This is a genomic window from Paraburkholderia sp. LEh10 (genome assembly GCF_017814945.1).
Taxonomy (GTDB): Bacteria; Pseudomonadota; Gammaproteobacteria; order Burkholderiales; family Burkholderiaceae; genus Paraburkholderia.
On record NZ_JAGIPX010000011.1, the window covers coordinates 114769 to 139968 of the forward strand.

The following is a 25200-nucleotide window of genomic DNA, read 5'->3' on the forward strand; positions in this document are numbered from 1 at the left end:
AGCGCACGTGAGTTCACGTTCGACGATCCGAACCTTGCGTATGCTAAAAAGCGCGCCGAATCTCTCAATGCTTCTTTATAAATCCATTTTATCGATTTCGAAGTGCGGAATCGTTTGGGTTCGAACGTCTATTAGAGCAAACGACTTGAACTCTCTCCGGCTGGGACTGCCGCGTCTGCGCAAAAGACCCTCACTGGACAGCAGGTTTCCCTGTCCCCAACATCTCCTCACCGGTGCGGCCCTCGAGACCGACAGGTCACGAAAACGTCAGGTCATTCCGCTGAAACCTTAATGACGACTTTGCCGAACAAGGAGGGGGACAACTGGGCCTCGTACGCCGCCCTGACATCGAAGAAATGGTATGTTTCGTGAATGATTGGTTTGATATCGTGACGTTCGATGAAGTCAACCACCTGCTCCTGCTGTTCACGGCTGCCAACCGGGATACCGCGCAGGCTCACGCCCTTGGCGAGAAACAGCCCAGGATCTATCGCGTCACCAAACGTCATAAGACCAATTACAGCGATATCGCCGCCATACGCTAAAGCTTGCACCGACTGATTGACCGAGCCCAAGCCTGCCGTATTAATGACTTTGTTCACTCCACCCGTCGCAGCGAAAACCGATTTTCCCCATTCAGCATCGGTCTTGTAATTGAAGGCGCGCTCCACTCCGAGAGCTTTCAATCGTGCTGCATTGTCGTCCCGACTGCTCGTGACAAACACTTCCGCTCCCAGCGCCTTCGCCAAGCTGACAGCAAAGAGCGAAACGCCTCCTGTACCGAGCATGAGTACCTTATGACCGGTACTGACGGGGTGGGCATGTTGAAGGCCCGTCCAGGCAGTCACCGCAGCGCATGGTAATGTGGACGCTTCCGCAAGTGACAGATTGTCCGGCGCCCGGGTCAGTCGCGCCTCTGGAAGCACAACGTACTCCGCAAGAACGCCATGTTCGTCGCGCGAACCAAGTCCCAACCCAATGTCGTCGTTGGGCGGCCACGTCGGAAAGTTGCGAAGGTAGACAGTCAGCACGCGATCGCCCACGTTCCACTTCGTTACACCCTCCCCTACCGCGTCGACCACACCGGCACCGTCGGCGGCCGGCACAAGGTCGGAGTTCAGCCGCCACGGTTCGTGCGCATCCGACAGAATCAGATGATCCCGGAAATTGAGTGACACCGCACTAACACGCACACGCACCTGCCCCGGTCCGGGATGGGGCGTCTCTACTGCCTCCTCGATCAGACCGTCGACAGTTGTTGCACCTGCCTGAAGAATCCAACGTTTCATGCTCATCCTCTCCACTTGTAGCGAACTTAACGCGGAAAGCAAAGCGTAGACTGAGCATGACTATTTGATTAGCCGGTTGTGAAGGCATGAAGTGATGAGCAAGACTCAGTAATGCGCGCAATGCGCTTCCAAGAGCCAGGAGAATCTGGCAACGAATGGGAAGGTTTGGGCTACCTCGACAAGACGCAACACTGCCATGCTTGCACTTCTAGCGACAGAAAGGAGCAATGCTATGGCTGGAAGGCTTGAAGGAAAGGTCTCAATCGTGACAGGTGGGGCGCGTGGCCTCGGCGAGGGAATCGTCAAACTTTTTGCTGCAGAAGGTGCCGCGATCGTCGTGGCCGACGTACTGCAAGCAGAGGGCGAAGCGGTGGTTAGCCGTCTGCGATCGGAAGGTGCTCGCGCGGTGTTTCAGAAGCTGGACGTTACTAACGAGGCCGACTGGAGTGCCTGCGTTTCGAAAGCCGTCAGTGAATATGGAAAACTGACGACACTGGTAAACAACGCGGCAGTATTCAACGCCTCTGGCCTTGAGGGAACAGCCCTCAGCGACTGGAATAAAGTTATCACCGTCAACCTCACCGGCCCGTATCTTGGCATGCGTACCGCCATGCCCGAGCTGACCAGATCTGGAAATGGTGCGGTCGTCAATATTTGCTCGCTTTATGGCATGATCGGGACCACGGGCTTCACCGCCTACCACTCGTCCAAGGGCGGCTTGCGCATGCTTAATAAGGCAGTCGCGCTCGAGTATGCAAAGCGCGGCGTGCGAGTCAACGCGGTGTTTCCTGGAAATACGCGTACGCCAGCAATGGACAATCTGACCGACGAAGAGAACGCAGCGGTCTTGGCGCTAGTGCCGATGGGGTTTTCTGGCGAACCGCTCGATATGGCATACGGTGCCTTATACCTCGCATCAGACGAAGCGCGATACGTTACTGGCTCGGAACTCGTCATTGACGGCGGTTGGAGCATTCCTTAGTTGGAGCGCGGAGCATTCCCCGACATCTCTAGCTGGATCGTTGCGCCGTTGAATCCGGCCATCGCGGCGTAGCTTCGTGGTAGCTACCTGCGTGGCCGGGCCGTCCCACCAATGGCGCTGGCGTCCACGAAGACGTGGCGCAACGCACGCCGCAGTCGTGCGAACGGTTGCGATGGCAATGCGAACGGCCGCGCACCGATCGACGACTGCTTCTGTTTCCCGGTGAACCCGAGTCTTCCAGCCGGCAGGGAATGTTCAAGAAGTCGTCCGTATGCCTTTTACACTGCGCAGCGGCGTTACATCGCGGATCGGGGGTGCGCCAAACATCCGTCGGTACTCGCGGCTGAACTGAGTCGCGCTCTCGTAGCCCACTCGCATAGCAGCCGTCGCGGCGTCTATATCTTCTCCCAGCAAGAGGCGTCGTGCTTCATGCAGCCGCAACTGCTTCTGATATTGAACCGGGCTCATTGCAGTCATAGCCCGGAAATGATGATGAAGAGTCGACACCCCCATCCCGGCCATTTCAGCTAACTCCTCGACCCTCAGCGGTTCCTTGAAGTTCTCCCTAAGCCACGCTATCGCCTTTGCCGTTTTCTGACTCTGCGTACCCAACAAGACTGTCTCACGCAGTCGAGCGCCGGCAGGACTTGTGAGAATGCGATAGATGAGCTCGCGCTGGATCAGAGCCCCCAGGTGAGCTAGATCATCTGGACTATCCAGCAAGTCGATAAGGCGCTCGATCGCGTTGTAGAGTTGCGGCGTCGCGGGGCCGGTCGCCATTGCGAAACCGCTTGCAGGCGGCGGCCCCTTCCTGGTGTCGACGTCGGCGATTGTCTGACGCGCAGCCTGGAGATCGAGTCTCATCAATAGTGAGATATAGGGCCTTTCGGGGCTTGCCTCAAGCACTTCGGTCACCGTCGGAAGGTTGACAGCCGTTAGCAAAAAGCGCGACTCGTCGTATATATAAACGTGCTCCCCCAATCGAACCCGCTTCCTACCTCGAATGATCATAGAAAGACTAGGGTCGTAGAGATAGGACGTGGGCGCTGTCGGTTGCATTACCTTCGCAAAACTCAAACCAGGCAGCGTTGTACTCCGTTCTTCGACGTCGCCGACGTAGGCAGCGATGCGCAGCGCAAGTCGTTCCCTGATGGGCTGCGTTTCGATTTTCCGGGCGAGATCGGACTCGTCTGGCTCCAGTATCACGGTAACTCCCTCACAGTTTCGCGTTTAAACGAGTATGCACCAATCCGCCCATCCGATTATCGAAAGGTGCGTTGAGCCAGAGAATCAGGCAATCATTCGGAACGATCGGACTAACGTTTGCCTACCGAGACGGCCTACAGTCACTGTTGTGACGTGACGTGGTATGGGATCTGACTTGTCGACCCGCGCACGCAATGCAAACTGACCGACTTATAGGGAGTAAATCGTGATTGAAGCAAACGCACTCGTTGGTACCGTCGCGCTTGTGACTGGAGCCTCTAGTGGGATTGGACAGGCTACCGCGCTTCGGTTGGCAAAGGAAGGCGCCAAGGTCGCAATCGTAGCCCGTCGCGCTGAGCGCCTTAAGGAACTGGCCGAGAGAATCGTTGCTGCGGGCGGCGTCGCGTTGGCGATCGATGCAGACTTGACTACGGCAGCAGAAGCCGACCGGGTGGTTAAACGCACGGTTCAAGAGTTCGGCCGTCTGGACACGCTTGTGAACGCCGCGGGCGTCATGCTCAATGGCCCCTCAATCGAATCCCCTCTCGAACACTGGGATCAGATGGTCGACGTCAACCTTCGCGGCCTTATGTATGTCACAAAAGCCGCGCTCCCCCATCTCGTCGAGGCGGTGTCCACGAGCTCCCGCAAGGTCGTAGACGTTGTCAATATCTCTTCGGTCGCCGGAAGGTTCGCCGCGCCGCAAGTCGCAATTTATAACGCTACAAAGTTCGCCGTCACAGCAGCCACCGAGGCGTGGCGTCAAGAGTTCACCCGCAAGTCGGTTCGTTTCTCAGTTGTCGAACCGGGTGCGACTACGACCGAACTGTGGAACCAGGAAGGTCAATGGGAAGGCTTCACGGCAGCGTTCGGTGAAGTCGAACGGTTGCATGCGGAAGACATCGCTGACTCTGTCGCTTTCATTGTCACAAATCCGCGCCGGGTCGCTATCAATGAGATCGTGGTGCGTCCGACCGACCAGCCGTAAGCGCGCTCGGGAAATCCCCGGGCAGCCGCTCACATGCACTGTCGTCAACCTTTGACTGGAGAAGAGCAAAATGGAACGTTACCTTTCCGGGAAGGTTGCGCTCGTCACGGGTGCCAGCTCGGGCATCGGCAGAGCAACTGCTCTGCTTTTTGCGCAGAGGGACGCACACGTGGCTATCGCGGCCCGTCGAGTTGAGGCACTCGACAGCGTGGTTGAGGAAATTGAGCGATTCGGTGGGTCCGCAGCAGCCTTTCCAACGGACGTTTCGCAACCCGCGGAAGTCGAGGCACTGATTGAAAACGTCGTCGCACGATTCGGACGCCTGGACGCAGCATTCAACAATGCCGGCATCATGGGCGCTTGGGGCGAGATCGGGGACCATACGGTCGCCAATTTCGACGATGTAATCGACACCAACCTCAGAGGCACCTGGCTCTGCTGCAAGGCTGAGATTGCCAGGATGAAGCAACAGGACCACGGAGGCGCGATTGTCAACACATCTTCGTGGCTCGCTCGGGGTGCGTTTCCCGGATCGACCCTGTACACAATGAGCAAAGCCGGCATGGACGGGATGGCCCGTGCGTTGGCGCTGGAAACAGGCTCCTCGGGCATCCGGGTGAACAATGTGAATCCCGGGATCATTGATACCGAGATGTTGCGCAACAGCACCACCGACGAGACTCGCAAGCCATTTCTCGCGCATACGCCGATGAAGCGCGTCGGTACGTCTGACGAAGTTGCCGAGGCGGTCGTGTGGCTCTGCTCGGACGCATCGCGCTTCGTAACCGGTCAAACGATTCTCATCGACGGCGGTTACACGATCCCAGGCAACCGCCCCTGATTCGAGCGACTGCTCAAGAACAAGGGGCGCTCGCCATTCAACCAAGATAGCGCCGGGTTTCGTTAGCCCCTTCGGGTCGTTGAGGTGGCCGTCGACCCGCAGCATGATTGACGAGCGATACCTGGTCGATCGAGCAGAGTGAACAAGAACCGTCTCGACAAGACCCCCTAACGTTCGAGACCCGTGACGTCATTCGACACATACTGGCCGGCGAGGCAGTAAAATCATCGGTCCATCGCATATGCCCGGGCAAAAAACGTCGGCAAGGCTTGAGGATTGAATACAAGCTCTATGAGCAGCAATCTCCCACAGGGACGAAATGCTGCTGAATTTGACGACGGACAACGTTTGGACCTGCTTCGGCTAGCGATGGAACTGATGTGTCGGAGTCAGACGACGCCACCGGCAGTGACAGAATGGGTTGATTTCGCCGACGAGCCATCTTCAACCGGCACATTTTCCGAGCGATAGCAACTAGTTTTCACAGTGTCCAGATTGACGCTGATGCTTCTGCGTTTCTGCAATCTGGAACGGGGCGACGCGTTCATAATTCTGCTGTGTGGTCGGCACGAGACTGCCAGAACGCCGCCTGCCAAGGTGCGAGCTGCAGCAATGGACAAATGAAAAAAACCGAGAGAAAAATGGGGAAAAAGTCAAGACTTAAGCGGGCACGTCGAGAAAAACCTGAGTTGAGTGCGTTACTCAGATCGTTGCAAAACAGACGAAACGCACCGCGGGAGCAGGTTCCGTTTTCGCAGCTGTCAGATCCGCTGGAGCTGATCTTCAGCAAATACCGCGCCGATGACGTGTGCCTCGCGATCGCCGTATCTCAGCTCTGGTTGCCTAACATCTCCTCTCAGGTCAAGCACAGTCTCGCGTGGTCGGTACTCGCTTCGATGCCGCCTGAGCGATTCAGCGGTGAAAATGAACTAACTTCCTTCGGTGCATTCGCGGATTTTTGCAGCGCGCTTTATCAGGCGTTTCCTTCATTCCCCATGCTCGAAGATTATGTGCCGGAGCCCGACTGGGGTGATATTCGTTTGATGTCAGCTGGTGTCGCTCGCCGGATATTCTATGGAGCGTGTGTAGAGCGGATCCCTGACTTTATTGAGGCTTTCAGACTAGGGACGTCGGATATTCCGGCCGCCCTGTCTGACATGGACACGGTCTTGCGCCTGCAAGACCATGTGATATCGCAGATCGATAAAAGCCTCGTACGGGACGCGAACGAGATATCGTCCGGACACGTCGAAGTTCCGTCGCAAAGCTTCTGGGAAGTATGTGGTCCAGCTATCCGGTCGGCAGCCCAGACAACTCGCGCTGCCGATTCACTGAGCCATGAGCTTATTGTCAAGCTCGGCTCGGCACAGCGTCCCGACACCCAAGATGAGTTCGGAAACGCAGTCATGTCCGGCGAGGCGACTCCATACATTCTGCTTGACATCGATGGAACGATGTTTCCCGTCTGTTTGCGCGACGCACCGTCGACAATCCTTGAGTACTGGAGCGCAAGACGCCTCACCCAGACGCCAGGCACAGGCGCGGTCACTGAAGCGGTCAGCAAATTCCTCGCGGAGCGCATGCCCGAGAGAACGCTCCTGCCTGGCCCAGCGAAATTCACGACGCCGTCTAGCCGGTTGGGCCAAGATTTCGCTGCGGTCATGCTGGTCGATAGTGTGCTCGACTTCATTCTCGTATTGCGTCCAGAGAACGTCGCAGATATCGAAGAAGTTGAGCAATTCATCTTGCAGACTTTCCGTGAAGGCACCGAATGGGGAATGGCACGGCGCAATGGGTCAATCGTAGGCATCCCCAAGCGGAACGCGTCGTCGCCAGGCGTCGGCGACGTTCGGATTACCGTTGTTATCGACGGCTATTCGACGGCTCTGTCGAGCGTAACGCGTCCCTCTACAGGGGCCCGCCTTGTTTGGCTTCCCGATTTCGTGACCTTATTCGATTCGCTGCGCGATCCTGAAGAGTTGAATGCGTTCTGGGCGTACGTTGACGCCAATGAAGAAATGATTGGCCCGATGTCCAGATCTATACCTGATCTCTACGCGTCCTTTCGCGACACGGATGGCGTTCTTGTTGAAGGTGCGCTCACGCCGACGCTGATGATACTTGACCCTCACTGGGCATCAAACTGGAGGCATTCCCAGCTTTTGGAATACTGGAATAATGCTCCGCCGGCGTTTCCGGATGATTGCTGCGCATCATGGGAATTTGGCCCTCCTGCTGGCGAAATCTATACGCTGAGATCGCGCATCCGCAGGGTCCATACCAAGGGCGCTGCCGTGGGGCATTGCATGGTGTATTTTGTTTGTGAGGATTCTCTTGCCGACTCGGACGTCCTCAACCGAAAGTTGCTGTTGATGCTTGCGCACTGTGCGGCAGACGCAACCGCCCAACGCAAAGACGTCCTTGAAACAGAAGCCCTATTCCAGCGTCCACGGATAACGATCCGACTACTACCGGATCCCCAGACGCTAGGATCTGGTAGCGGCGCATCGGAGGACGCGGCATCGCACCCACTCATGTCAGAATGGGCGCTAACGACCATCGACGAGAAGGGTTCGGTTGCAATACAGGCACGCGTAAACCTCGCTCGGGTTCAAAGCGAATTGGATAGTCCAATTGACGCTCGTTTTGAAGTCGAGTGTGTGCGAGAGTGGATAGGCGGTGTTTCGCCGCTGCTCGGTCTATCTGTCCGCCATGAGACGCAAGAGGGTCTGGATGGGACAGCGTCCCATGGAATCCGCTTTAGACTCACTACGGTGGCGCGGGAAGTTGACGTTCCGGAGACCGGCTTTGCGCTTCGTCCGACGTCCGAACAGTACAAGCTGGCAAGACGAGAGCTTGCCAAGCTCATCCTGAGAGTCGGTGTGAAGCCTGGTCGTTATGAGCTTGCCGCCGGGCAGCGCATTGTCAGCTCGGCACGCGATGAATATCGCTCGCTTGTCCACGCACGCATCGCTGAGTTCAATTCAGATTCGCTGCTCGAGTTCGCTATCAGTCGATATGATGAGCTGACTACGCTCCATCGCAACGAGGTTGCGCGACACCATCAGAGTTTGTCCCACGAGGTTGACTATGACAGGGAAGGGTCGCTCTCCGAGGCATCGGAGGAGTTTCTCAGGACGGCGCGCAATTATCGATACCTCATTGAAGCCTGCCTCAGCGCTGACGCGCCCGGCGCTCGGACTGCACAGACTGACAGCACAGGCAGCTTGCTCGCCGAGATCGACTGGCTTCTGGTGCTTTACGAGGCGAGTGACGTGCTTTACAACGAAGTGGAGGTCGGAGGGATCGAGATTACTGATGACTTCGTTCCCGACGTCTTCTATTCCGATGACGGGGCGAGACGAAAGGAGACGTTTGCCCGCGAGCGTGCAAGCATTCAACTCGGACATAACGTGTCCTCTGTGGACGAAGTCCAAGCCGACGACGTTGTTCCAGATTGGCTGACAAAGATCGATGCAGCTTTTGATAAGGATGTGGGATTCACGTTCAGTCAATTGACGCAGGTTCTTTATGTGCTGACCAGGTGGGTTTCGCTTGGTGGATCGAAAGATTTTAGGTTTGGCTATAAAGCATCGCCCGATCAACTTGTCGACATCCTGATACCTAGCATCGACAACTTTTCGGCCGAATCCGCGAAGAAGATCATTTCATTTCTTACGTTAGAGCGCGAACAGGTACGTCGCCTCATTGGCCGTGACGCTCCCGAGTCCGACGTGCCGGTTTGGGAGCACAACAAACGGGGCGCACGATTGAACATTCGCCCCTTGATTAAGCTCTCCGACGGAAATCTATGCTGGGGTGCGTCGCTCGCGGAACGCACCAGCCAAGTTTGGATGCAAAGTATCCGCAATGGTTTCTTGCCCGCGGACTTCGAGTGGTCGACGGTCAAGATAGCGGTTCGCTCCATTAAGGAGGGGATCGAGAAAGGCCTGGAGCGAAAAGCGGCAGAAATTTTTGAACGTTCCGCACGATTTGTGAAAAAAGGAATTGACTTTAGAAGAGCGTTCTCGAAGGAACGATTCGATGACGTAGGAGATTTTGATGTATTGGCATATTGGCCTGAAACCAATACGTGGGTGACCGTCGAGTGCAAATACAACCAACCCGCGTACTGCATCAAGGACCTGCGGCGGCTGCGTGAGCGGATCTTTGAGTTACCGCCGGGAAAGCATCAACTCGCAAAGATTGAGGGGCGGCGCAATTTCCTCACCCCGCGCATCGAACAGATTCGAAGCCTGCTTTCATGGCCGCAACCATCCGAGCGAGTAGCCCCTAAGATCATCGAACTCTATGTCGGTAAAGATTTGTACTGGTGGATGCGATATCCGCCGTATGATGTTCCCACCGAGTTCCTGCAGATCGATATGTTGGACGGATGGCTAAGTGAGCGAATGCCTCGCTTTTCAGTGTCTCCGAGCCCCGGTCCCTGAAAGTCATACGAGGCGGGTGGGCCATCTATTGACACATTGTTGTGAATGCAGACTTCGACTGCAACGTTCGCGAAGTCCGTCGAAGTCGTCAGAAGATGGTCCATGCATCCATGTCGGCACCCCCGTCAAAAGCTTCTGTTGACGGGATGAGATGCCATCGCGAGTCGCGGACGTCATCTCAAACGTCAGATCTCGAGATCCTGATCCGTTGGTGTCAAACGACGGATCAGTCAGGTCGCCTAGCGCTATTTCTGCCTGCGCGGACATCCGGACATCCCTCAGGACACTCCTAGTTTTCGATCTTGGATGGTAAATCGGTCATGATCTTTTTGGCCGCCTCACGCCCGGCCATTCGGAGGAACCACGCTGCCACCTTGGTCCGCCCCGGCGGGTTGAGCGAGGGAATCATCTGATTCATTGCCCCCATAAAGCCATAGAGAAGGATGTCCGCCATGGTGATGCGATCTCCAGCGACAAAGGCGCGTCTCTCCATGTCGTCGTCAAGCTGGTTGAGCCCCTTCTCGGCCAGCAGGCGGTTGTTGGTCTTGGCCTCAGGAAACAAAACGCGGTTACCCCGATAGAGGTTCTCCCCAGCGTCCGTGCCACGCCACCATGTCACAAAGGGCTGGCAGACTTCAAGGTCGACTCGCCGGACCCACATCGCGATCTCCGCCCGCTCCTCGGGTGTTTCACCAAACAGTCGCTTGCCACCTTTGGCCACTTCGTCGAGATAGCCGCAGATGGCTGTGATTTCGGTAATGATGCGGCCGTCGTCCAGCTTAAGAGCCGGCACTTCGCCACGCGAGTTCACCGTTGTACGGTAGCGTCTGCTACGGTTGGCAAGATTTCGCAAATCGACGGATTCGACGTCGAGCTTGATGCCACAACGTTCGAATATGAACAGTCGAACGCTGACAGGATTCGGACCAGGTGCATTGCCATCGTATAGGATCATGTCAACTCTTCCCGAGAGCGTAAAAATTAGTGAGGCGGTACGGCGCGACGCGCTGATCTGTGACTGCGCGGGAGACCACTGACCGCTTCGTCGTAGAGCAAGCTTGTTCGAGATGAAGTGCTGGCGTCCACACTACGACCGCCCCTTATGCCTTGGGTGCGACTTGCCTTGCTAGCAACGCACGCGTTGCAGGCATCGAATTACCTTCAACCTTGCCCAGCGCGATGCAGTCAGACAGAATATCTAGATCTTGCCGATTTATGTTTCTCCATCGTGAATTCGTTTGAATCCCTGCAAGCCAAGCGGGAGATTGCCTTCTCCCAGCCGCACCAGAAATCGAGGATAGATCCCGCTGTGCTTTGAGACTTGAGCGTCCTTCCCCTCGACGGAAAAGCCAATCGCCGACTATGGCGATAGGCCAGGTCCGCTTGTTCAATGAGTACCGAATCAGCAGATCGATGAGTCTCGATGTCGAACCACTGAACACGATCACCTATCTCGCGCGCAACCCCTGCATCGTGACGGAATCCTTCTTACTTCGGCACAGAAATAATACGGAAAAGTGCCTCGATCAATAAGCCCCGATAAAATGGATAACGTCCTGAGTGAGGCTCAACAATGAGACGGGAAGACCTGTCCGATTTACTTGCTTTCGCACGCATAGCGGACGAGCGTAGCTTTACGCGAGCCGCTCATAAGCTTGGGTTATCGGGATCAGCTCTTAGCCATGCTATGCGGCTACTGGAAGAGCGCTTGAACGTCAAGCTCTTACATCGGACAACAAGAAGTGTTGCGGCCACCCCCGCAGGCGAGCGTCTACTAGAACGCCTCCACCCTGCACTTGCGGAAATCGAGGACGCGATCGACGTACTCGCGGAAGACTCGGCGCGAGCGACCGGACTGGTTCGCATTAACACGCACCGCAGCGCCGCGTCCTTGATCGTACTTCCCAAGCTCGAGGAACTGGCAAAACTGCACCCTAGTCTGACAGTTGAATTGACAAGCAACGACAACGATATCGATATCGTCGCCGGCGGATTTGATGCCGGCATTCGCTACGGAGAGCATGTGGCTCGCGACATGACGGCGGTACGTATTAGTCAAAAGACGCGCACGGTCGTCGTCGCATCCCCGCAGTACCTTGCGGCGACACCGAAAATCGCGGCACCATCTGACCTTGCCGCTCACCGTTGCCTGGTATGGCGTGCGCCCACTTCAGGCGCGATGCTGCGCTGGGAATTTCGAAAGGATAGTCGCAAGGTGAATGCGATCGTAGACCCATCTTTTATCAGTAACGATATGGGATTGCTAATCGACGCAGCTATCCGAAATCTCGGTGTGCTATATACACTTCACGATCAGGTCCAAATGGCTATAGCATCTGGAGACCTTGTTGAGCTGTTGCCATCATGGTCCCTGCCACGTGATGCCTGTTACCTCTACTACCCAAGCAGGAGACAACTCCGTCCTGTGCTTCGCATTGTGATAGACGCGCTACGGACCTATCACGAGTGACCGGCTGAACGACCAGTATCGGATGTGGGAGGAATGCTTCATCTCATCCCACCGGAGGGCCCCCTTTTTGGGGACTTGACCTGGCTGGTCGAGGCGCGAGCATTAAGACGGTGATCTTATCGGAACGTGACGGTATTGCCGGCGATACCATCACGTCCATATATCGCATTTGAATTCTTACGCGACACGCGCCTTGGACCCAATAGGTCGCGTGCCCTCCGACGCAAGCGCCTCATCGCATTCCGGCCCTCCATCGGAGGTCCCCCGACGACTTTGTCGTCCCCTGCGCGCGACCAGCGCCTCCAAACCACCGACCATACCCTGTCTAAAAAGCAACACGCATGCGACAAAAATAATTCCCTGTATGACGGTAACCCACGAGCCCAAACTGGCCAGATAACCTTCAATCGAAATCATGACGATCGCCCCGACCATTGGCCCGAGCAGAGTACCGAGTCCACCAATCAATGTCATCAAGACTACCTCACCGGACATCGCCCAATGCACGTCCGTCAGTGCCGCGATCTGAAACACGAGCGTTTTAGCGCCACCTGCAAGCCCGGCTAGCGCGGCAGAGAGCACGAACGCAATCAACTTTATGCGGCGGGTTTTGTATCCAAGAGATATAGCACGTGGCTCATTCTCGCCAATCGCTTTCAAGACACGACCGAATGGCGAGTGAACGCAACGATAGATGATGAACAGTCCAACAAGCGAAACGAAGAGAACGAAGTAGTAGGCGTGAAGCGTTGGAGTGAGGTCAATCAGTCCAAACAGCTTGCCACGAGGGACGTCGCGCAAGCCGTCCTCGCCGCCCGTGAAGGGCATTTGAACGCAGAGAAAGTAGATGAGTTGCGACAGCGCCAGCGTGACCATCGCGAAATAGATACCCTGACGACGTATCGCTACCAACCCAAAAATCAGCCCGATCAACGCACTGCCGGCAACGCTTATGACGAGCGCAATCTCAGGAGAAACCCCCCATTCACGAAGTGCGATCCCGGAAGCGTATGCGCCGACGCCGAAGAACGCGGCGTGGCCGAAAGACATTAATCCAGCAAAGCCAATCAGCAGGTTGAATGCTGCGGCAAACAACGCGAAGCACATCGCTTTCATCGCGAATCCGGGATAAATTCCGATGAATGGAGCAACGATCGCCAGAATCAGCAGGCCCCGGCCCAGCCACCTCGACACTAGTCTGCTGTTCGCCCGAAGCACAAGTGCGCTCGCTTCACTGGGAATGACTTGCGCAAGATCAGTCTTGCCAAAAAGTCCCGCCGGTTTGAGCAAAAGAACGATCGCCATAACAACGAAGATAACGACAGTGGAGCCTTCCGGGTAGAAAAACTTTGTGAGACCTTCCACGATTCCCAGGCAAAAACCCGAAATGACCGCTCCGATAATCGACCCCATTCCGCCGATCACGACGACTGCGAAAACAACGATAACAATGTTTGATCCCATTAGCGGGCTGACTTGATACACCGGCGCGGCCATAACCCCACCGAGAGCGGCGAGCGCTACGCCGAACCCGTAAGTCAGCATGATCAGACGCGGTACGTTGATTCCAAAGGCGCGAACCAGCATGGGGTTCTCCGTGGCCGCACGCAAGTACGCACCAAGTCGTGTTTTTTCGATAACGAACCAGGTCGAAAGACATAGCGCAAGTGATGCAACAATGACCCAGACGCGATAGTACGGTAGGACCATGAATCCGAGCTTCTTTGCCCCAAGCAGCGCAGGAGGGATCGAGTAAGGTTGTCCGGCATTGCCATATTCTTGCCGGAACAGCCCTTCGATAATGAGGGACAGCCCGAGCGTCAACAGCAAGCCATAAATATGATCCAACCTATACACGCGTCGAATCATCAGACGCTCGATTACGATACCCACTGCACCGACGGTGATCGGCGCCAAAATGAGTGCATACCAGTAGCCAACGCCAAAAACGTTCAGTAGATACCATGCAACAAATGACCCCATCATGTACATCGCACCGTGGGCGAAGTTCACGATGTTCAAGAGGCCGAAGATAATCGCCAAACCCAGGCTCAACATGGCATAGAAAGAGCCATTGATCATGCCAACGAGAATTTGGCCAGACAAAGCCTGCAGTAATACGCCGAAGTGTTCGAACATAACAGTGCTCCATCAAACGCCGAGGCGAGAGTTAAGCTTCTCTTTGTTGAAAGGATCATCCAGCTCGTCTCTCGTCATTGAATCGACAACATGTCCTTCCTCAAAGATGTAGTACCGATCTGCCACAGTGCGAGCAAAAGCGAAATTTTGCTCGACCAGCAGGATCGTGAGCCCCTTTTTCTTCAAGATGTGCAAAGCCCTCCCGATCTGCTCGATGATTACAGGCGCAAGGCCCTCAGTCGGCTCATCAAGCAAGATCAAATCGGCACCGGTACGCAAGATTCGGCCTATCGCGAGCATTTGCTGCTCGCCGCCAGACAGCTTCGTACCCTGACTGGCGCGCCGCTCGAACAGGTTTGGAAACAACGCATAGATTTCGTCGACGGACATGCCACCCGGCTTGACGACGGGTGGAAGCAGCAGATTCTCCTCGACGTTCAGACTTGAGAAGATGCCCCGCTCTTCTGGCACATAGCCCACCCCCAGCCGAGCAATCTTCTCCGGCGATAGCCGCACGGTTTCGTCGCCTGCGACCCGGACGGATCCGTGGCGCTTGACAAGTCCCATGATAGAACGGAGCGTCGTGGTCTTTCCTGCGCCATTGCGTCCAAGGAGAGTTACGACTTCACCACGACGCACTTCGAGCGAAACGCCGTGCAACACGTGGCTCTCGCCGTAAAATGCGTTGAGCCCATCGATGCAAAGTAGACATGAGTCGTTAGTTGGCGGCGCTTGCCACCCATCTAGCACAGCGGCGTCACTCATTTGCGGTTCCCATGTAGGCGGCTCGTACTTCGGGGTTACGCGAAACTTCGTAGTACGTTCCCTCGGCGAGCGTACGCCCGCGCGTCAAGACAGTAATGGTGTCGCACAGACTTGCTACGACAGAGAGGTTATGCTCGACCATCAAAATTGTCCGATGCTTCGCGACACGTCGGATAAGCTCGGCCGTCCGGTCGATGTCCTCGTGTCCCATACCGGCCAACGGCTCGTCGAGCAGTAAAACTTCCGGTTCAACAGCTAACGTTGTCGCTAATTCAAGGGCTCTCTTTCGGCCGTACGGTAACTGCACCGCAGGGATATCCTCGTATTCTTCCAGACCGACTGCATGAACGAGTTCCATAGCTCTTTCATTCAGGGAATCAAGCACTCTTTCAGAACGCCAAAAATGAAACCAATTTCGCATCGACTGTTGCAATGCAATGCAAACGTTGTCACGCACCGTCAAATGCGGGAACACAGCCGATATCTGAAACGATCGCACGAGCCCTTTCAAGGCAACTTCCTCGGGCCTTGCTTGAGTGATGTCCTCGCCCTTATATAGAATCTGCCCCTTGCTCGGTTGGAGAAATTTCGTGATCAGGTTGAAGACCGTGCTCTTTCCCGCTCCATTGGGCCCAATGAGAGCATGGATAGACCCCTTTCGTACTTTCAGATCTAGATCGGAAACTGCCTTGAATCCGCGGAACTCCTTCCCAAGTCCCATCGTCTGGATTACGTATTCCGCCATGTTGCTGTCTCCGTGGCGTGATTGGGTATGGACGGTGCTCGGGCTTTAAATCAGAGCCGAAGCTAAGCGGACCGACACATCTAGTATCGATTCGGCGCGTCAACTGCAGACATATGTCTGACCGCGCCGCTGCGATAACTAGCCAAGACTGCTGGCGATCCGCACCATCACTCGTTTCACTGAATATGTTTTCTGAGAGGACTATGCCTGCGTTGCGCGACCGCGTAAGTCCCCTGTCGAAGGTACGGAAAATCGAGTATGGTCATCCTGACCGGAGACGAGCCTCACCACATCAGGGTGCATAGCACGACTTGGATATGGCCCGGAGAATGCAACAATGGGTGCCCACTATCCGCGCGCACCACCATCTGGCAAAGTGCCGGTTTTTTCTTAAGTCGGTCGGTGTCGGAGGATCCAAAAGTCTTTTTGCATCGGCGTCAAGCAGACCTCTCGAGCCCTTCGTGATAGTCAAATCTCAGATAGTCAGCTTCGGACGCAAGTATCGGCGGGAGTTCCGTTTCGACGAACTTCATCCAGGTCGCCGTTTTCGCGTCGAGATACTTTCTCGACGGATACAGTGCGAACACGTCGGCTCGATAGGACACATACTGGGGCATGACGCGTACGAGACGTCCTGATTTAAGGCCGCGGATCGCGGTCGCCATCGGTAGCAAACCAATACCCGCCCCAGCGAGTACTGCACCGTTGACACCTTCGCCCATATTTACGGATATTGGCGTCGAAAAAATGTCGACCTCCTGCGGCCCATCCGGGCCATCCAGCACCCAGTTTCCGCGCAAGAAGAGCGATGTGTTGAGCTGGACAATCCTGTGCGACGACAGGTCATCAACGTTCAACGGCGTCCCGTAGGATTTCACATATTCCTTGGACGCACAGAGTACGCTGAAACTCGTTCCCAGGCGTTTGGCGATGTGGGTCGAGTCCGGAAGCCGTTCTGCGACGACGATCGACACGTCGTAACCGTTACTGACCGGATCAAGCTGGATGGAGGAAAACGTCAGATCGACCTGTACGTGCTGATGCAACCGCTGATACTCGGTAGCGAGGTCAACAATGTAATATTGGCCGAGATGCGGCAAGGCATGTACCCGCAGAGTGCCACGGGGGTTGGTCAACGCTTCCGACGCCTCTTCCTCCGCCTCCTCAAGCGCATCGAAAATTTGCACACAGCGCGCCAGATATCGATGTCCTGCGGCTGTAAGTGTAGTTTTCCGTGTCGTGCGGTGTAAAAGCCTCGTCGCCAGGTGTGCCTCTAGGTCTGCTATTGCCCTTGATACCTGTGACGCCGTGCAGTTTAGCTGACGCGCTGCCGTGCCAAAGTGTCCGGATCGTGCGACATGCACGAACGTCTTCATGGCTCGCAACATGTCCATAACTTACCTTAACGAGTTGCACCGCCATAGTGACACAGAGAAAAGTCTGTTTAACATGCGGCGCTAAATGGTGTGGTCGTTTTCTCCTGCGCAAGTGAGTCCGAAGCATGATCGCCGTTGAACCCATCACGTTCTCTGACAGCAGCACCGCGCTTCTTGGGGCCGCCGTAGCAGAGACAACCGCTTCATGGCACGGTCGCATGCGGCGTGATGCACGTGCACTCACACCCTTTAGAACGCAGAATGTGCGTGCGGCCACCCACGCCGGTGGACGGGGCGACCCCCTGTGCCCATAGGCAAAGCCAAGCCCACTTGGTGGCCGCCAGGAGCAGGCAGATACGCCGTCTTAGGTCTGCGGATCCGCAATCTCGACGACGATACCGTCAAGTTCCTCAGTCACGAGGACCTGACAGCTTAGCCGGCTGTTCGGTTGCCGGGGCGCGACCGTATAGTCAAGCATCTGATTTTCGGCGTCTGACATCGGCGGCAGTCTATCAACAAATTCGGAAGAAACGAGCACGTGACAAGTCGCGCAACTGACGTTTCCTCCACAGTCGCCAATGATGCCCTCAATGCAATTCGCGGTTGCAGCCTGCATGAGGGTGGTCCCGAGGGGGACATCGATTTCCGTCGATGTCCCGTCGGGAGAAATGTACGTTGCTTTAACCATCACCTCAGTCTCAGAAGTCATATGAGTATCTCCCTACAAATCGTTCACTAACCACAACATCCACGCCCTACGAAACAGCAAGTCCCTGCATGGTCGGGTCGATTCTCCGACTTGCGACGAACCTTGTCTGTCCCCTTGCCGGGGACCGACAAAACACCCGTCCATCAGTGAGACCAGGGTTTACCTGAACCAGCACGACGGGGCATCGATATTCAGTACGCTCAGTTAATGTGGGCGGGAAGCAGCGCAAGATCAAGGCGCGATTCCAGAGCAGTCAAACTGGCAGTGGAGCAAACAGTGGCGGAACATTCTGTAGTGGTTGTGGGCGGTGGTCACGGTGGTTTTCAGACCGCAGCCTCGCTGAGGCAGTCGGGCTATAAAGGCGTAATCACCCTTATCAGTGATGAACCCGGGCTACCTTATCAACGCCCTCCTCTTTCGAAGGCCTATGTCACGGGAAAAATTAACCGGGAGGCCTTGCACTTCCGTCCCGAGCGCTTTTTCGACGAAAACCGGATCCGCCTCGTCTGTGCGGAGGTAGTTAAAATTGACAGGACTGAGCGACTTGTTCACACCCGATCCGGTGAGATATTCAATTACGATCATTTGGTGCTAGCCATGGGAGCTCGTAATCGCCCCCTCACGGTGCCCGGCTCAAAACTAAATGGTGTCTTCGGCCTTCGATCTCGTGAAGACGCCGACTTGATTATTCCTAGGCTAGCCAGTGTCAGGAAAGCGATCGTCGTCGGTGCGGGCTTTATTGGATTGGAGTTCGCTGCTGTCGCAAGCACGCTCGGCGCCTCCGTTGAAGTGCTTGAGCTTGCCGACCGACCCATGGCCCGTGCTACATCGCCGACTACGTCACGGTTTTTTCGCTCTGCGCATGAGGCTTGGGGGACAGAGTTTCACTTTCAGACCGGTCTAGCGAGCATCGAAGGTGAGGATGGACGGGTGACCGCCGTTGCTACGACCACTGGCAAGCGACTGGAGACCGACTTGGTAGTCTTCGGTATCGGGGTACAGCCCAACGTTACCTTGGCTGCGGACGCCGGATTGGAAATAGATGGCGGGATTAAAGTGGATGAATTTCTGGTGACGTCCGACCCGGCGATATCGGCAATCGGTGATGTGGCTGCATTCCCCAATCAGAGCGCCACTGGTCTGCTGCGTCTCGAATCCGTCCAAAACGCGGTTGACCACGCGCGATGTGTGGCGAACAGACTCTGTGGCAAGCCAAACCCATACCGGCAAATCCCGTGGTTCTGGAGCGATCAGCGAGATCTGAAGCTCCAGATAGTTGGACTCAACGCTGGACACGATACCGAAGTGGTCTGCGGCGACTTAACGAGCCGCCAATTCTCAGTGCTTTGTTACAAGCAAAACGATCTGATTTCCGTTGAATCTGTGAATCGTCCCGCAGATCACATGATTGCTCGCAAGGTTATCGGCTCGAAGTTTCCCTCTCTAGAGGAAGCTCTAGGTCCGAATTTCGAATTGCGCGCCTGGCACGCAACGATCGCCTGATCCGACACGCGGCCCCACTTCCAATGAACTCGAAGTGGGCTGCCGCGAGGGCCACCGGTCAGATTCTAACGTCGTTGCGCAAACGCACGACCGCTGCTGAACCGAACTTCGTAGGTAATGCCGCCACTCACTCGGTCAACAGATCTGAAAACAGCCATGGCTCGCTCGCACGCCGTCGCGATTCATAATCACGGATTTCCTGCATTCGTTGAAGTGTCAGCCCAATGTCGTCTAGCCCGCCGAGAAGACATTTCTTCTTGAAGGGTTCGATCTCAAACTTCACTTCGAATCCGCTATCGGTTGCGACAGATTGACTGCGCAAGTCGATTCGCAAACGAAAACCACTGGTTGCGTACACCGCGTGAAACAGATAGTCCACCGCTTCCTTCGGCAGTACGACAGGGAGCATTCCGTTCTTCAGGCAATTTCCATAGAAAATATCGGCGAAACTTGGCGCTATGAGCGCTCTAATACCAAAGTCATGAAGTGCCCACGCAGCATGCTCACGGCTAGACCCACATCCAAAGTTGTCACGCGTCAGCATGATCTGCGCGCCGTCGTAGCGACTGTCATTCAGTGAAAACTCAAGGTTCTTAGGACGCACATCGCAGTTTTGCCCCGGCTCTCCACGATCCAGGTAGCGCCACTCGTCGAAAAGATTCGCACCGAATCCTGTCCTGGCAATCGACTTCATGAACTGCTTCGGAATTATCGCATCGGTATCGACATTGGATCGGTCGATAGGCACAACAAGACCGGTCAATACATTGAAAGCTTCCATTATTGCAGCTCCTGAGAAACATCGACAAAATGGCCTGCGACGGCCGCTGCCGCTGCCATGACGGGACTGACCAGATGCGTCCGCCCGCCTGCACCCTGACGCCCCTCGAAGTTCCGATTCGATGTCGACGCGCAACGTTCGCCAGGGCCAAGCCGATCATCGTTCATCCCGAGGCACATCGAGCAACCGGGCTCTCTCCATTCAAAACCCGCTTCCACAAAAATCTTGTCGAGACCCTCTGCTTCCGCTTGTGCTTTGACCAGACCGGACCCCGGCACCACCAGGGCCTGCTTGATGCTTGAAGAAACTCGACGTCCTCGAACGATCGCGGCTGCAGCGCGCAAATCTTCGATCCGCGCGTTGGTACAAGAACCAATGAAAACCTTGTCTAATGCGATCGATGAGATTTCGGTACCAGCACTTACGGCCATATATTCCAATGCTCGTGTCATTCCCTGGCGCTTGACATCGTTCGATTCGAGAGCCGGATCGGGAACTGAATCGTCAATAGATACGACCATTTCTGGAGATGTCCCCCATGTGACCATGGGCCTAACCGATGACGCGTCGATGCTTACAATGCGTTCAAAATGCGCATCCTTATCGCTGTGTAATGTACGCCAATAGTCGACCGCTTTTTCCCACTGGTCGCCGGTGGGTGCATACGGGCGCCCTTTGACGTAGTTGATGGTGGTCTCATCGACGGCGATGATGCCGACACGTGCGCCTGCCTCGATGGCAAGGTTGCAAAGCGTCATCCGCCCTTCCATTGACATGGCATCGATGGTCGTGCCCGCAAATTCGATTGCGTAGCCGGTACCACCTGCCGTTCCTAGCGTTCCGATAATTCGCAACGCCAGATCTTTTGCTGTAACCCCACGTGGTAGATTGCCGTCAACGCGTACGAGCATCGGCCTCATTCGCTTCATGGACAAGCATTGAGTAGCGAGGACGTGCTCGACTTCGGAAGTCCCCACCCCGAAAGCTAGCGCCGCGAATGCACCGTGCGTACTAGTATGCGAATCCCCCGCCACGATCGTCATCCCCGGAAGCGTTGCGCCTTGCTCCGGTCCGACAACATGAATGATTCCTTGACGGCGGTCACGCAGACCAAACTGCACCACGTTGAACTGTGCACAGTTCTTGTCGAGCTGCTCAACTTGCATTCGCGACAGGGGATCAGCGATTCCATGTGCTCTCCCCGTCGTCGGAACGTTGTGGTCAGCCGTTGCAAGCACTGTCGAACTTCGCCATGGCTTGCGTCCAGAGATACATAATCCTTCGAAAGCCTGAGGGCTGGTTACCTCATACACTAGATGGCGATCAACGTATAAAAGTGCGGTACCGTCGTCGGCCTCGCTGACAACGTGACTCGCCCAGATCTTCTCGAATAAGGTCGTTCCGCTCACAGAACCTCCACACGATGTTTCATTGCTTCGGTATGGCCTTGAGTCTCAAATCACGCCTCTTGAACGCAACGCGGCTCGGGCATTTTCATCGATTCCTATCTCAGCCAGCACCTCGTTCGTGTGCTCTCCCAACTGCGGTCCGACCCACCTGGTCTGACCAGGAGTTGCGCTGAGCTTAGGTACGATACCCGGCAGATCAATCGGTGCACCATCGGGTAGTTCGTGACGTTGGATCATGCCCCTTGCTCGGTAATGCGGATCTTCTGCTATGTCCGCGACCGTGTACACCCGTCCGCAAGGTACGCTTGCAGCTTCCAGAATCGGCAAGACATCCGACAGTTTTCGGGTGCTCACCCAGTTCGAAATTGCCGTGTCGATTATGTCGTTGTGCTTAACCCGACCATCGTTCCGCGCAAGTTCCGGATCGCTCGCCAGGTCGTCGCGTCCGATGGCAACCATCAGCCGTTTGAAAATTCCGTCGCCATTTCCCGCGATAACAACGTACTGACCGTCACCGCAAAGATATGTATTCGACGGCGAAATACCCGGCAAGCTGGAGCCGGACCGTTCACGTACATGCCCGAATTCGCCATACTCGGGAACAAGGCTCTCCATAACAGCGTAAACGGCCTCATAAAGCGCAACGTCGATATATTGGCCCGTTCCATCGCCGTTCTTGAGATGATGCATGGCCACAAGCGCACCGATGGTCCCGTAAAGCGATGCCAACGTATCACCGAGGCTAACACCTACCCTAACGGGTGGCCGATCAGGAAACCCCGTTACGTGCCGCAGCCCCCCCATACATTCGGCAATCGCGGCAAAGCCTGGCCTTTCTCGATACGGTCCGTCTTGCCCATAGCCGGATATGCGGACCATGACGAGCTTCGGATTTAAAGCAGACAGTTCGTCCCACCCTATGCCCCACTTCTCAAGAGTCCCGGGTTTGAAGTTCTCGATAACGATATCCGCCTGGGACGCGAGTCTACGAACGATGTCTTGTCCCTCTTCGCACTTCAGGTCAACGGTAACAGACTTCTTATTTCGACTCTGCGTGTACCACCACAGAGATGTCCCGTCATGCAACTTTCGCCACTTTCTGAGAGGATCACCGTCTTTTGGCGGCTCAATCTTTACGACCTCTGCGCCAAACTGTGCGAGTAGAGCACTAGCATATGGACCTGCAATCAATGAACCGAGTTCAAGAACCCGAACGCCGGCGAGCGGCAAGGATTTTTCTGCTTTAGCCATTTCCTGCTTCATCCTTTAGGGCAGCCACAGCTCTGTTCGTAGCGCGACGAACGCCGGAAACTGCAGTGCGGGGTGATCTAGACGGTCGACGGAAGCGCGTGGCGAGAACCATTCGGCGCGCTCGAATTCATCGGAGTAGGGAATAAATTCGACCTTGCCTCTGACCGCGTCTTTTCAGCCGCGTCGAAAAGATCCGCCACAGTCGGCGGACCGCTGTAACGCATCGAACACCAGCAAGGCTACGGAATCAGGACGATCTTCCCGAAGTGGAGATTGGTACGCATGTATTCGTGCGCCTCCTTTGCATCGCTTAGATCGAAGATTTTCGCGATCGGCAAAGATATCTTTCTGCTATACACGGCAGGCAGGAGATCGTCGGTTGCCCGCTTAACGATTTCAAAGACCTCATCTGGGGTACGCGTTCGAAAGGTGACGCCGCGATAATCAATGCGCTTGGCGGCGTGCAAATCGAAATCGAATTCGCCTACGGTGCCCCCGAGCCGGCCGACATTGACCATACGCGCGCGCACGGCCGCAGCACGCATGCTGCCGGAAACTGTCTTTCCCGACACCATATCGACTATCACATTGACGCCCTTACCGTCGGTTGCGTCCATGACCTGCTGGATCCAGTGTTCGTCGTTGCAGTCGACGACCCTGTCGGTGCCGAAATCCTTCAGTTTGGCGCGCCGAATGGCGTGACTGGACGTGCCAATAACGAGGCCAGCGCCGAAATACTTCGCGATCTGCGATGCCATCAGCCCGACTGCGGAACTGCCTCCCTGGATCAGCACTGCATCTCCAGTCGCCACCTGGCCATGCGTTACCACAGCATCGTGCGCAGTTAAAAGTGCAAGCGGAAGCGCCGCGGCCTCTTCGAATGTGGGAGCCCCATCTGCGAGCCGGATTGTGCGGCGCGCCTCTGCGACTGCAAATTCGGCATAGCCGCCGGCGCCGGAACACATTACCGAATCGCCAATCTGAAACGTGTGGACGTCTTTGCCAGTTTGCACGACGTCTCCGGCCCATTCCATCCCGATCGGCTTTCCAAAGGCGTCCGCCGTCGCGACGCCCGCGCCCTTCGCTGCATTGAGATCCGCGCGATTCATGCCTGCGGCGCGTACTCGCACGAGGACTTGAGTCGGGCCCGGGCTGGGAGTGGGAACTGATCGGACCTCAAGGCCATCGGGTGTTGCCACGCCGGCTTTCATCGTTCCAGGAAGTTGCGCCATCATTTGATTCCATTAGGTACATGGGCATCAATTTTTAAGAGCGCAGCAAATAATGTCTGTCCCCTTACTGGGGACGCAGCGAAAGGCATTCAGGATTAACAGACGCGTGGCCTTCGGCCAGCAGTCTACCGGGTGGACACGGTCAACCAACCAATCGTCTGGCTAAATGACGCCGGAGATTGATCCGGCTTCAAAGGGGGAACTAACGGGGGAGAATTGGGACACGCTGCACGGCCCCTTGGGCAACCGCCTTACCCCAAAGACCCAAATACCACATCAGCAGTTCACGGGGACTACCGATGGAAAGCCGTTGATAGGCACGCTTTCTATAGGTCTTGACGCTTTCCTCGCCTATGCCCAGATCCAATGCGATCCCGATCGACGACAGACCGTACAGAATTCGAGCGCAGACTTCCGCTTCCCGCTTGGACAACTCCGTGGCGCCAAGGAGACAGGTTTCTATGTCGTCCAATGAAGTGAGGGCTCGCGTCAAGGCTCCGCGTGTCGCTACGACATCTGCATGCTTCGACAAAACCGTAAACAGCAACTCCGAGACGCTAGAAAGGTGATCTACTTCCGAGTCCGAGAACGTACCATGTCCCGACGAACGGAGAATACTTAGGCCGAAAGCCCCCTTCGAACTCTGACTGCAAATCATGACCCGTTGACTGATCTTCGGGTAGATCGCGTCCCTGAATACGGTGTCCGTCAGTGAGTTGATATCGACGCGCAATATGGCTGGGGTGGGCTGCCCAAGTCGACGCTTCGCCTCAACGATTGTGGGGTCGCGCCGCCAGTATTGCTGTGCCGTATAGAGTGACGCCTGTTGATGGGCCGTTTGCGTTCCATCCAGGCTCGCGGAGTCGAGTTCGAGAAGGCTGTCACCGCCGAGCTCAAACACCGCGCAGTGGTCCGCTCCGCATACTTCATGCAGGTAAGACAAGAGCTTTGGACCGAAAGAATCTCCGCCAATCGCATCGATGACGGCAAGTATGTTCGCGTCTGGCAAGCAGCGCGCTGGCGACCCTGTGGGAACGGCGCCTATTTGCATGTCTCCACCTTT

At 55.8% G+C, this 25200-nt stretch carries 19 protein-coding genes and 1 pseudogene; 6 read left to right on the plus strand and 14 right to left on the minus strand.

Going from position 1 to position 25200, the window contains the following annotated elements; all coding sequences use genetic code 11:
* Window positions 1-272 precede the first annotated feature (272 nt).
* Entirely contained in the window at window positions 273-1289 is a 1017-nt protein-coding gene (locus tag J8I87_RS12045) for an NAD(P)-dependent alcohol dehydrogenase (protein WP_209931679.1), read from the minus strand.
* A gap of 232 nt (window positions 1290-1521) precedes the next feature.
* On the opposite strand from J8I87_RS12045, the gene J8I87_RS12050 reads away from it, so the two are divergent.
* Window positions 1522-2271, plus strand: coding sequence for an SDR family NAD(P)-dependent oxidoreductase (locus J8I87_RS12050; RefSeq protein ID WP_209931680.1), 750 nt, complete (start codon window positions 1522-1524; stop codon window positions 2269-2271).
* A gap of 255 nt (window positions 2272-2526) precedes the next feature.
* Here J8I87_RS12050 and J8I87_RS12055 read toward each other — a convergent pair whose 3' ends face one another.
* Window positions 2527-3477, minus strand: a complete 951-nt coding sequence (locus J8I87_RS12055; protein WP_209931681.1) for an AraC family transcriptional regulator — start codon at window positions 3475-3477, stop codon at window positions 2527-2529.
* Window positions 3478-3703: 226 nt separating this feature from the next.
* On the opposite strand from J8I87_RS12055, the gene J8I87_RS12060 reads away from it, so the two are divergent.
* From J8I87_RS12060 to J8I87_RS12070, 3 genes are all read left to right on the plus strand, one after another.
* Window positions 3704-4465, plus strand: coding sequence for an SDR family NAD(P)-dependent oxidoreductase (locus J8I87_RS12060; protein ID WP_209931682.1), 762 nt, complete (start codon window positions 3704-3706; stop codon window positions 4463-4465).
* A 70-nt stretch (window positions 4466-4535) separates the two neighbouring features.
* Window positions 4536-5306 carry an SDR family NAD(P)-dependent oxidoreductase gene (locus tag J8I87_RS12065; protein WP_209931683.1) on the plus strand — a complete coding sequence of 257 codons (771 nt, stop codon included), beginning with the start codon at window positions 4536-4538 and terminating at the stop codon, window positions 5304-5306.
* Between the two features lie 620 nt (window positions 5307-5926).
* Window positions 5927-9757 carry a hypothetical protein gene (locus J8I87_RS12070; RefSeq protein WP_209931684.1) on the plus strand — a complete coding sequence of 1277 codons (3831 nt, stop codon included), beginning with the start codon at window positions 5927-5929 and terminating at the stop codon, window positions 9755-9757.
* Window positions 9758-10046: 289 nt separating this feature from the next.
* Here J8I87_RS12070 and J8I87_RS12075 read toward each other — a convergent pair whose 3' ends face one another.
* Window positions 10047-10712 (minus strand): glutathione S-transferase family protein, encoded by a 666-nt coding sequence (locus J8I87_RS12075; RefSeq protein ID WP_209931685.1) that lies wholly within the window; start codon window positions 10710-10712, stop codon window positions 10047-10049.
* Between the two features lie 618 nt (window positions 10713-11330).
* Between J8I87_RS12075 and J8I87_RS12080 the strand changes: the two genes are divergently transcribed.
* Entirely contained in the window at window positions 11331-12227 is an 897-nt protein-coding gene (locus J8I87_RS12080) for a LysR family transcriptional regulator (RefSeq protein ID WP_209931686.1), read from the plus strand.
* Between the two features lie 177 nt (window positions 12228-12404).
* Here J8I87_RS12080 and J8I87_RS12085 read toward each other — a convergent pair whose 3' ends face one another.
* The 6 genes and pseudogenes from J8I87_RS12085 to J8I87_RS12105 all read right to left on the minus strand — a co-directional run bounded on the left by J8I87_RS12085 (window position 12405) and on the right by J8I87_RS12105 (window position 17961).
* Window positions 12405-14366: an ABC transporter permease gene (locus J8I87_RS12085; protein ID WP_209931687.1), complete on the minus strand. Its 1962-nt coding sequence runs from the start codon at window positions 14364-14366 to the stop codon at window positions 12405-12407.
* A gap of 12 nt (window positions 14367-14378) precedes the next feature.
* Window positions 14379-15131 carry an ABC transporter ATP-binding protein gene (locus J8I87_RS12090; RefSeq protein WP_209931688.1) on the minus strand — a complete coding sequence of 251 codons (753 nt, stop codon included), beginning with the start codon at window positions 15129-15131 and terminating at the stop codon, window positions 14379-14381.
* The gene (locus tag J8I87_RS12095) at window positions 15124-15876 is read right to left on the minus strand and encodes an ABC transporter ATP-binding protein (RefSeq protein WP_209931689.1); all 753 of its coding nucleotides are present in this window, start codon (window positions 15874-15876) and stop codon (window positions 15124-15126) included. Before J8I87_RS12095 ends, J8I87_RS12090 begins: the two co-directional genes overlap by 8 nt.
* A 437-nt stretch (window positions 15877-16313) precedes the next feature.
* Window positions 16314-17063 (minus strand): substrate binding domain-containing protein, encoded by a 750-nt coding sequence (locus J8I87_RS12100; protein ID WP_313064399.1) that lies wholly within the window; start codon window positions 17061-17063, stop codon window positions 16314-16316.
* Window positions 17064-17093: 30 nt separating this feature from the next.
* Window positions 17094-17270, minus strand: a pseudogene (locus J8I87_RS46300) (LysR family transcriptional regulator); the annotation flags it as partial.
* Between the two features lie 346 nt (window positions 17271-17616).
* A complete protein-coding gene (locus J8I87_RS12105) occupies window positions 17617-17961 on the minus strand; it encodes a 2Fe-2S iron-sulfur cluster-binding protein (protein WP_245253868.1) in 345 nt (114 codons plus the stop codon).
* A 276-nt stretch (window positions 17962-18237) separates the two neighbouring features.
* Between J8I87_RS12105 and J8I87_RS12110 the strand changes: the two genes are divergently transcribed.
* Complete coding sequence (locus J8I87_RS12110) at window positions 18238-19464, plus strand: FAD-dependent oxidoreductase (protein WP_209931691.1); 1227 nt, start codon at window positions 18238-18240, stop codon at window positions 19462-19464.
* A gap of 127 nt (window positions 19465-19591) precedes the next feature.
* On the opposite strand, the gene leuD is transcribed toward J8I87_RS12110, so the two are convergent.
* From leuD to J8I87_RS12135, 5 genes are all read right to left on the minus strand, one after another.
* Window positions 19592-20245, minus strand: coding sequence for a 3-isopropylmalate dehydratase small subunit (gene leuD / locus J8I87_RS12115; RefSeq protein WP_209931692.1), 654 nt, complete (start codon window positions 20243-20245; stop codon window positions 19592-19594).
* Window positions 20245-21654 carry a 3-isopropylmalate dehydratase large subunit gene (gene leuC, locus J8I87_RS12120; RefSeq protein ID WP_209931693.1) on the minus strand — a complete coding sequence of 470 codons (1410 nt, stop codon included), beginning with the start codon at window positions 21652-21654 and terminating at the stop codon, window positions 20245-20247. The genes leuD and leuC overlap by 1 nt, the downstream gene beginning before the upstream one ends.
* 45 nt (window positions 21655-21699) lie before the next feature.
* On the minus strand, window positions 21700-22905 hold the full coding sequence (locus tag J8I87_RS12125) for a CaiB/BaiF CoA-transferase family protein (protein ID WP_209931694.1): 1206 nt from the start codon (window positions 22903-22905) through the stop codon (window positions 21700-21702).
* A 239-nt stretch (window positions 22906-23144) separates the two neighbouring features.
* Window positions 23145-24140, minus strand: a complete 996-nt coding sequence (locus tag J8I87_RS12130) for a zinc-binding dehydrogenase (protein ID WP_209931695.1) — start codon at window positions 24138-24140, stop codon at window positions 23145-23147.
* 199 nt (window positions 24141-24339) lie between these two features.
* Window positions 24340-25188 (minus strand): LuxR C-terminal-related transcriptional regulator, encoded by an 849-nt coding sequence (locus J8I87_RS12135; protein WP_209931696.1) that lies wholly within the window; start codon window positions 25186-25188, stop codon window positions 24340-24342.
* Window positions 25189-25200: the final 12 nt, after the last annotated feature.

What these genes read in the sequence shown, in the direction of transcription:
- J8I87_RS12050 (WP_209931680.1), top strand. Translation starts at nt 1,522, where the DNA reads ATGGCTGGAAGGCTTGAAGGAAAGGTCTCAATCGTGACAGGTGGGGCG.
- J8I87_RS12065 (WP_209931683.1), top strand. Translation starts at nt 4,536, where the DNA reads ATGGAACGTTACCTTTCCGGGAAGGTTGCGCTCGTCACGGGTGCCAGC.
- leuD (WP_209931692.1), bottom strand. Translation starts at nt 20,245, where the DNA reads ATGGAAGCTTTCAATGTATTGACCGGTCTTGTTGTGCCTATCGACCGA.
- J8I87_RS12090 (WP_209931688.1), bottom strand. Translation starts at nt 15,131, where the DNA reads ATGAGTGACGCCGCTGTGCTAGATGGGTGGCAAGCGCCGCCAACTAAC.
- J8I87_RS12080 (WP_209931686.1), top strand. Translation starts at nt 11,331, where the DNA reads ATGAGACGGGAAGACCTGTCCGATTTACTTGCTTTCGCACGCATAGCG.
- J8I87_RS12075 (WP_209931685.1), bottom strand. Translation starts at nt 10,712, where the DNA reads ATGATCCTATACGATGGCAATGCACCTGGTCCGAATCCTGTCAGCGTT.
- J8I87_RS12125 (WP_209931694.1), bottom strand. Translation starts at nt 22,905, where the DNA reads ATGGCTAAAGCAGAAAAATCCTTGCCGCTCGCCGGCGTTCGGGTTCTT.
- J8I87_RS12135 (WP_209931696.1), bottom strand. Translation starts at nt 25,188, where the DNA reads ATGCAAATAGGCGCCGTTCCCACAGGGTCGCCAGCGCGCTGCTTGCCA.
- J8I87_RS12095 (WP_209931689.1), bottom strand. Translation starts at nt 15,876, where the DNA reads ATGGCGGAATACGTAATCCAGACGATGGGACTTGGGAAGGAGTTCCGC.
- J8I87_RS12105 (WP_245253868.1), bottom strand. Translation starts at nt 17,961, where the DNA reads ATGACTTCTGAGACTGAGGTGATGGTTAAAGCAACGTACATTTCTCCC.
- J8I87_RS12070 (WP_209931684.1), top strand. Translation starts at nt 5,927, where the DNA reads ATGAAAAAAACCGAGAGAAAAATGGGGAAAAAGTCAAGACTTAAGCGG.
- J8I87_RS12085 (WP_209931687.1), bottom strand. Translation starts at nt 14,366, where the DNA reads ATGTTCGAACACTTCGGCGTATTACTGCAGGCTTTGTCTGGCCAAATT.
- J8I87_RS12130 (WP_209931695.1), bottom strand. Translation starts at nt 24,140, where the DNA reads ATGATGGCGCAACTTCCTGGAACGATGAAAGCCGGCGTGGCAACACCC.
- J8I87_RS12045 (WP_209931679.1), bottom strand. Translation starts at nt 1,289, where the DNA reads ATGAAACGTTGGATTCTTCAGGCAGGTGCAACAACTGTCGACGGTCTG.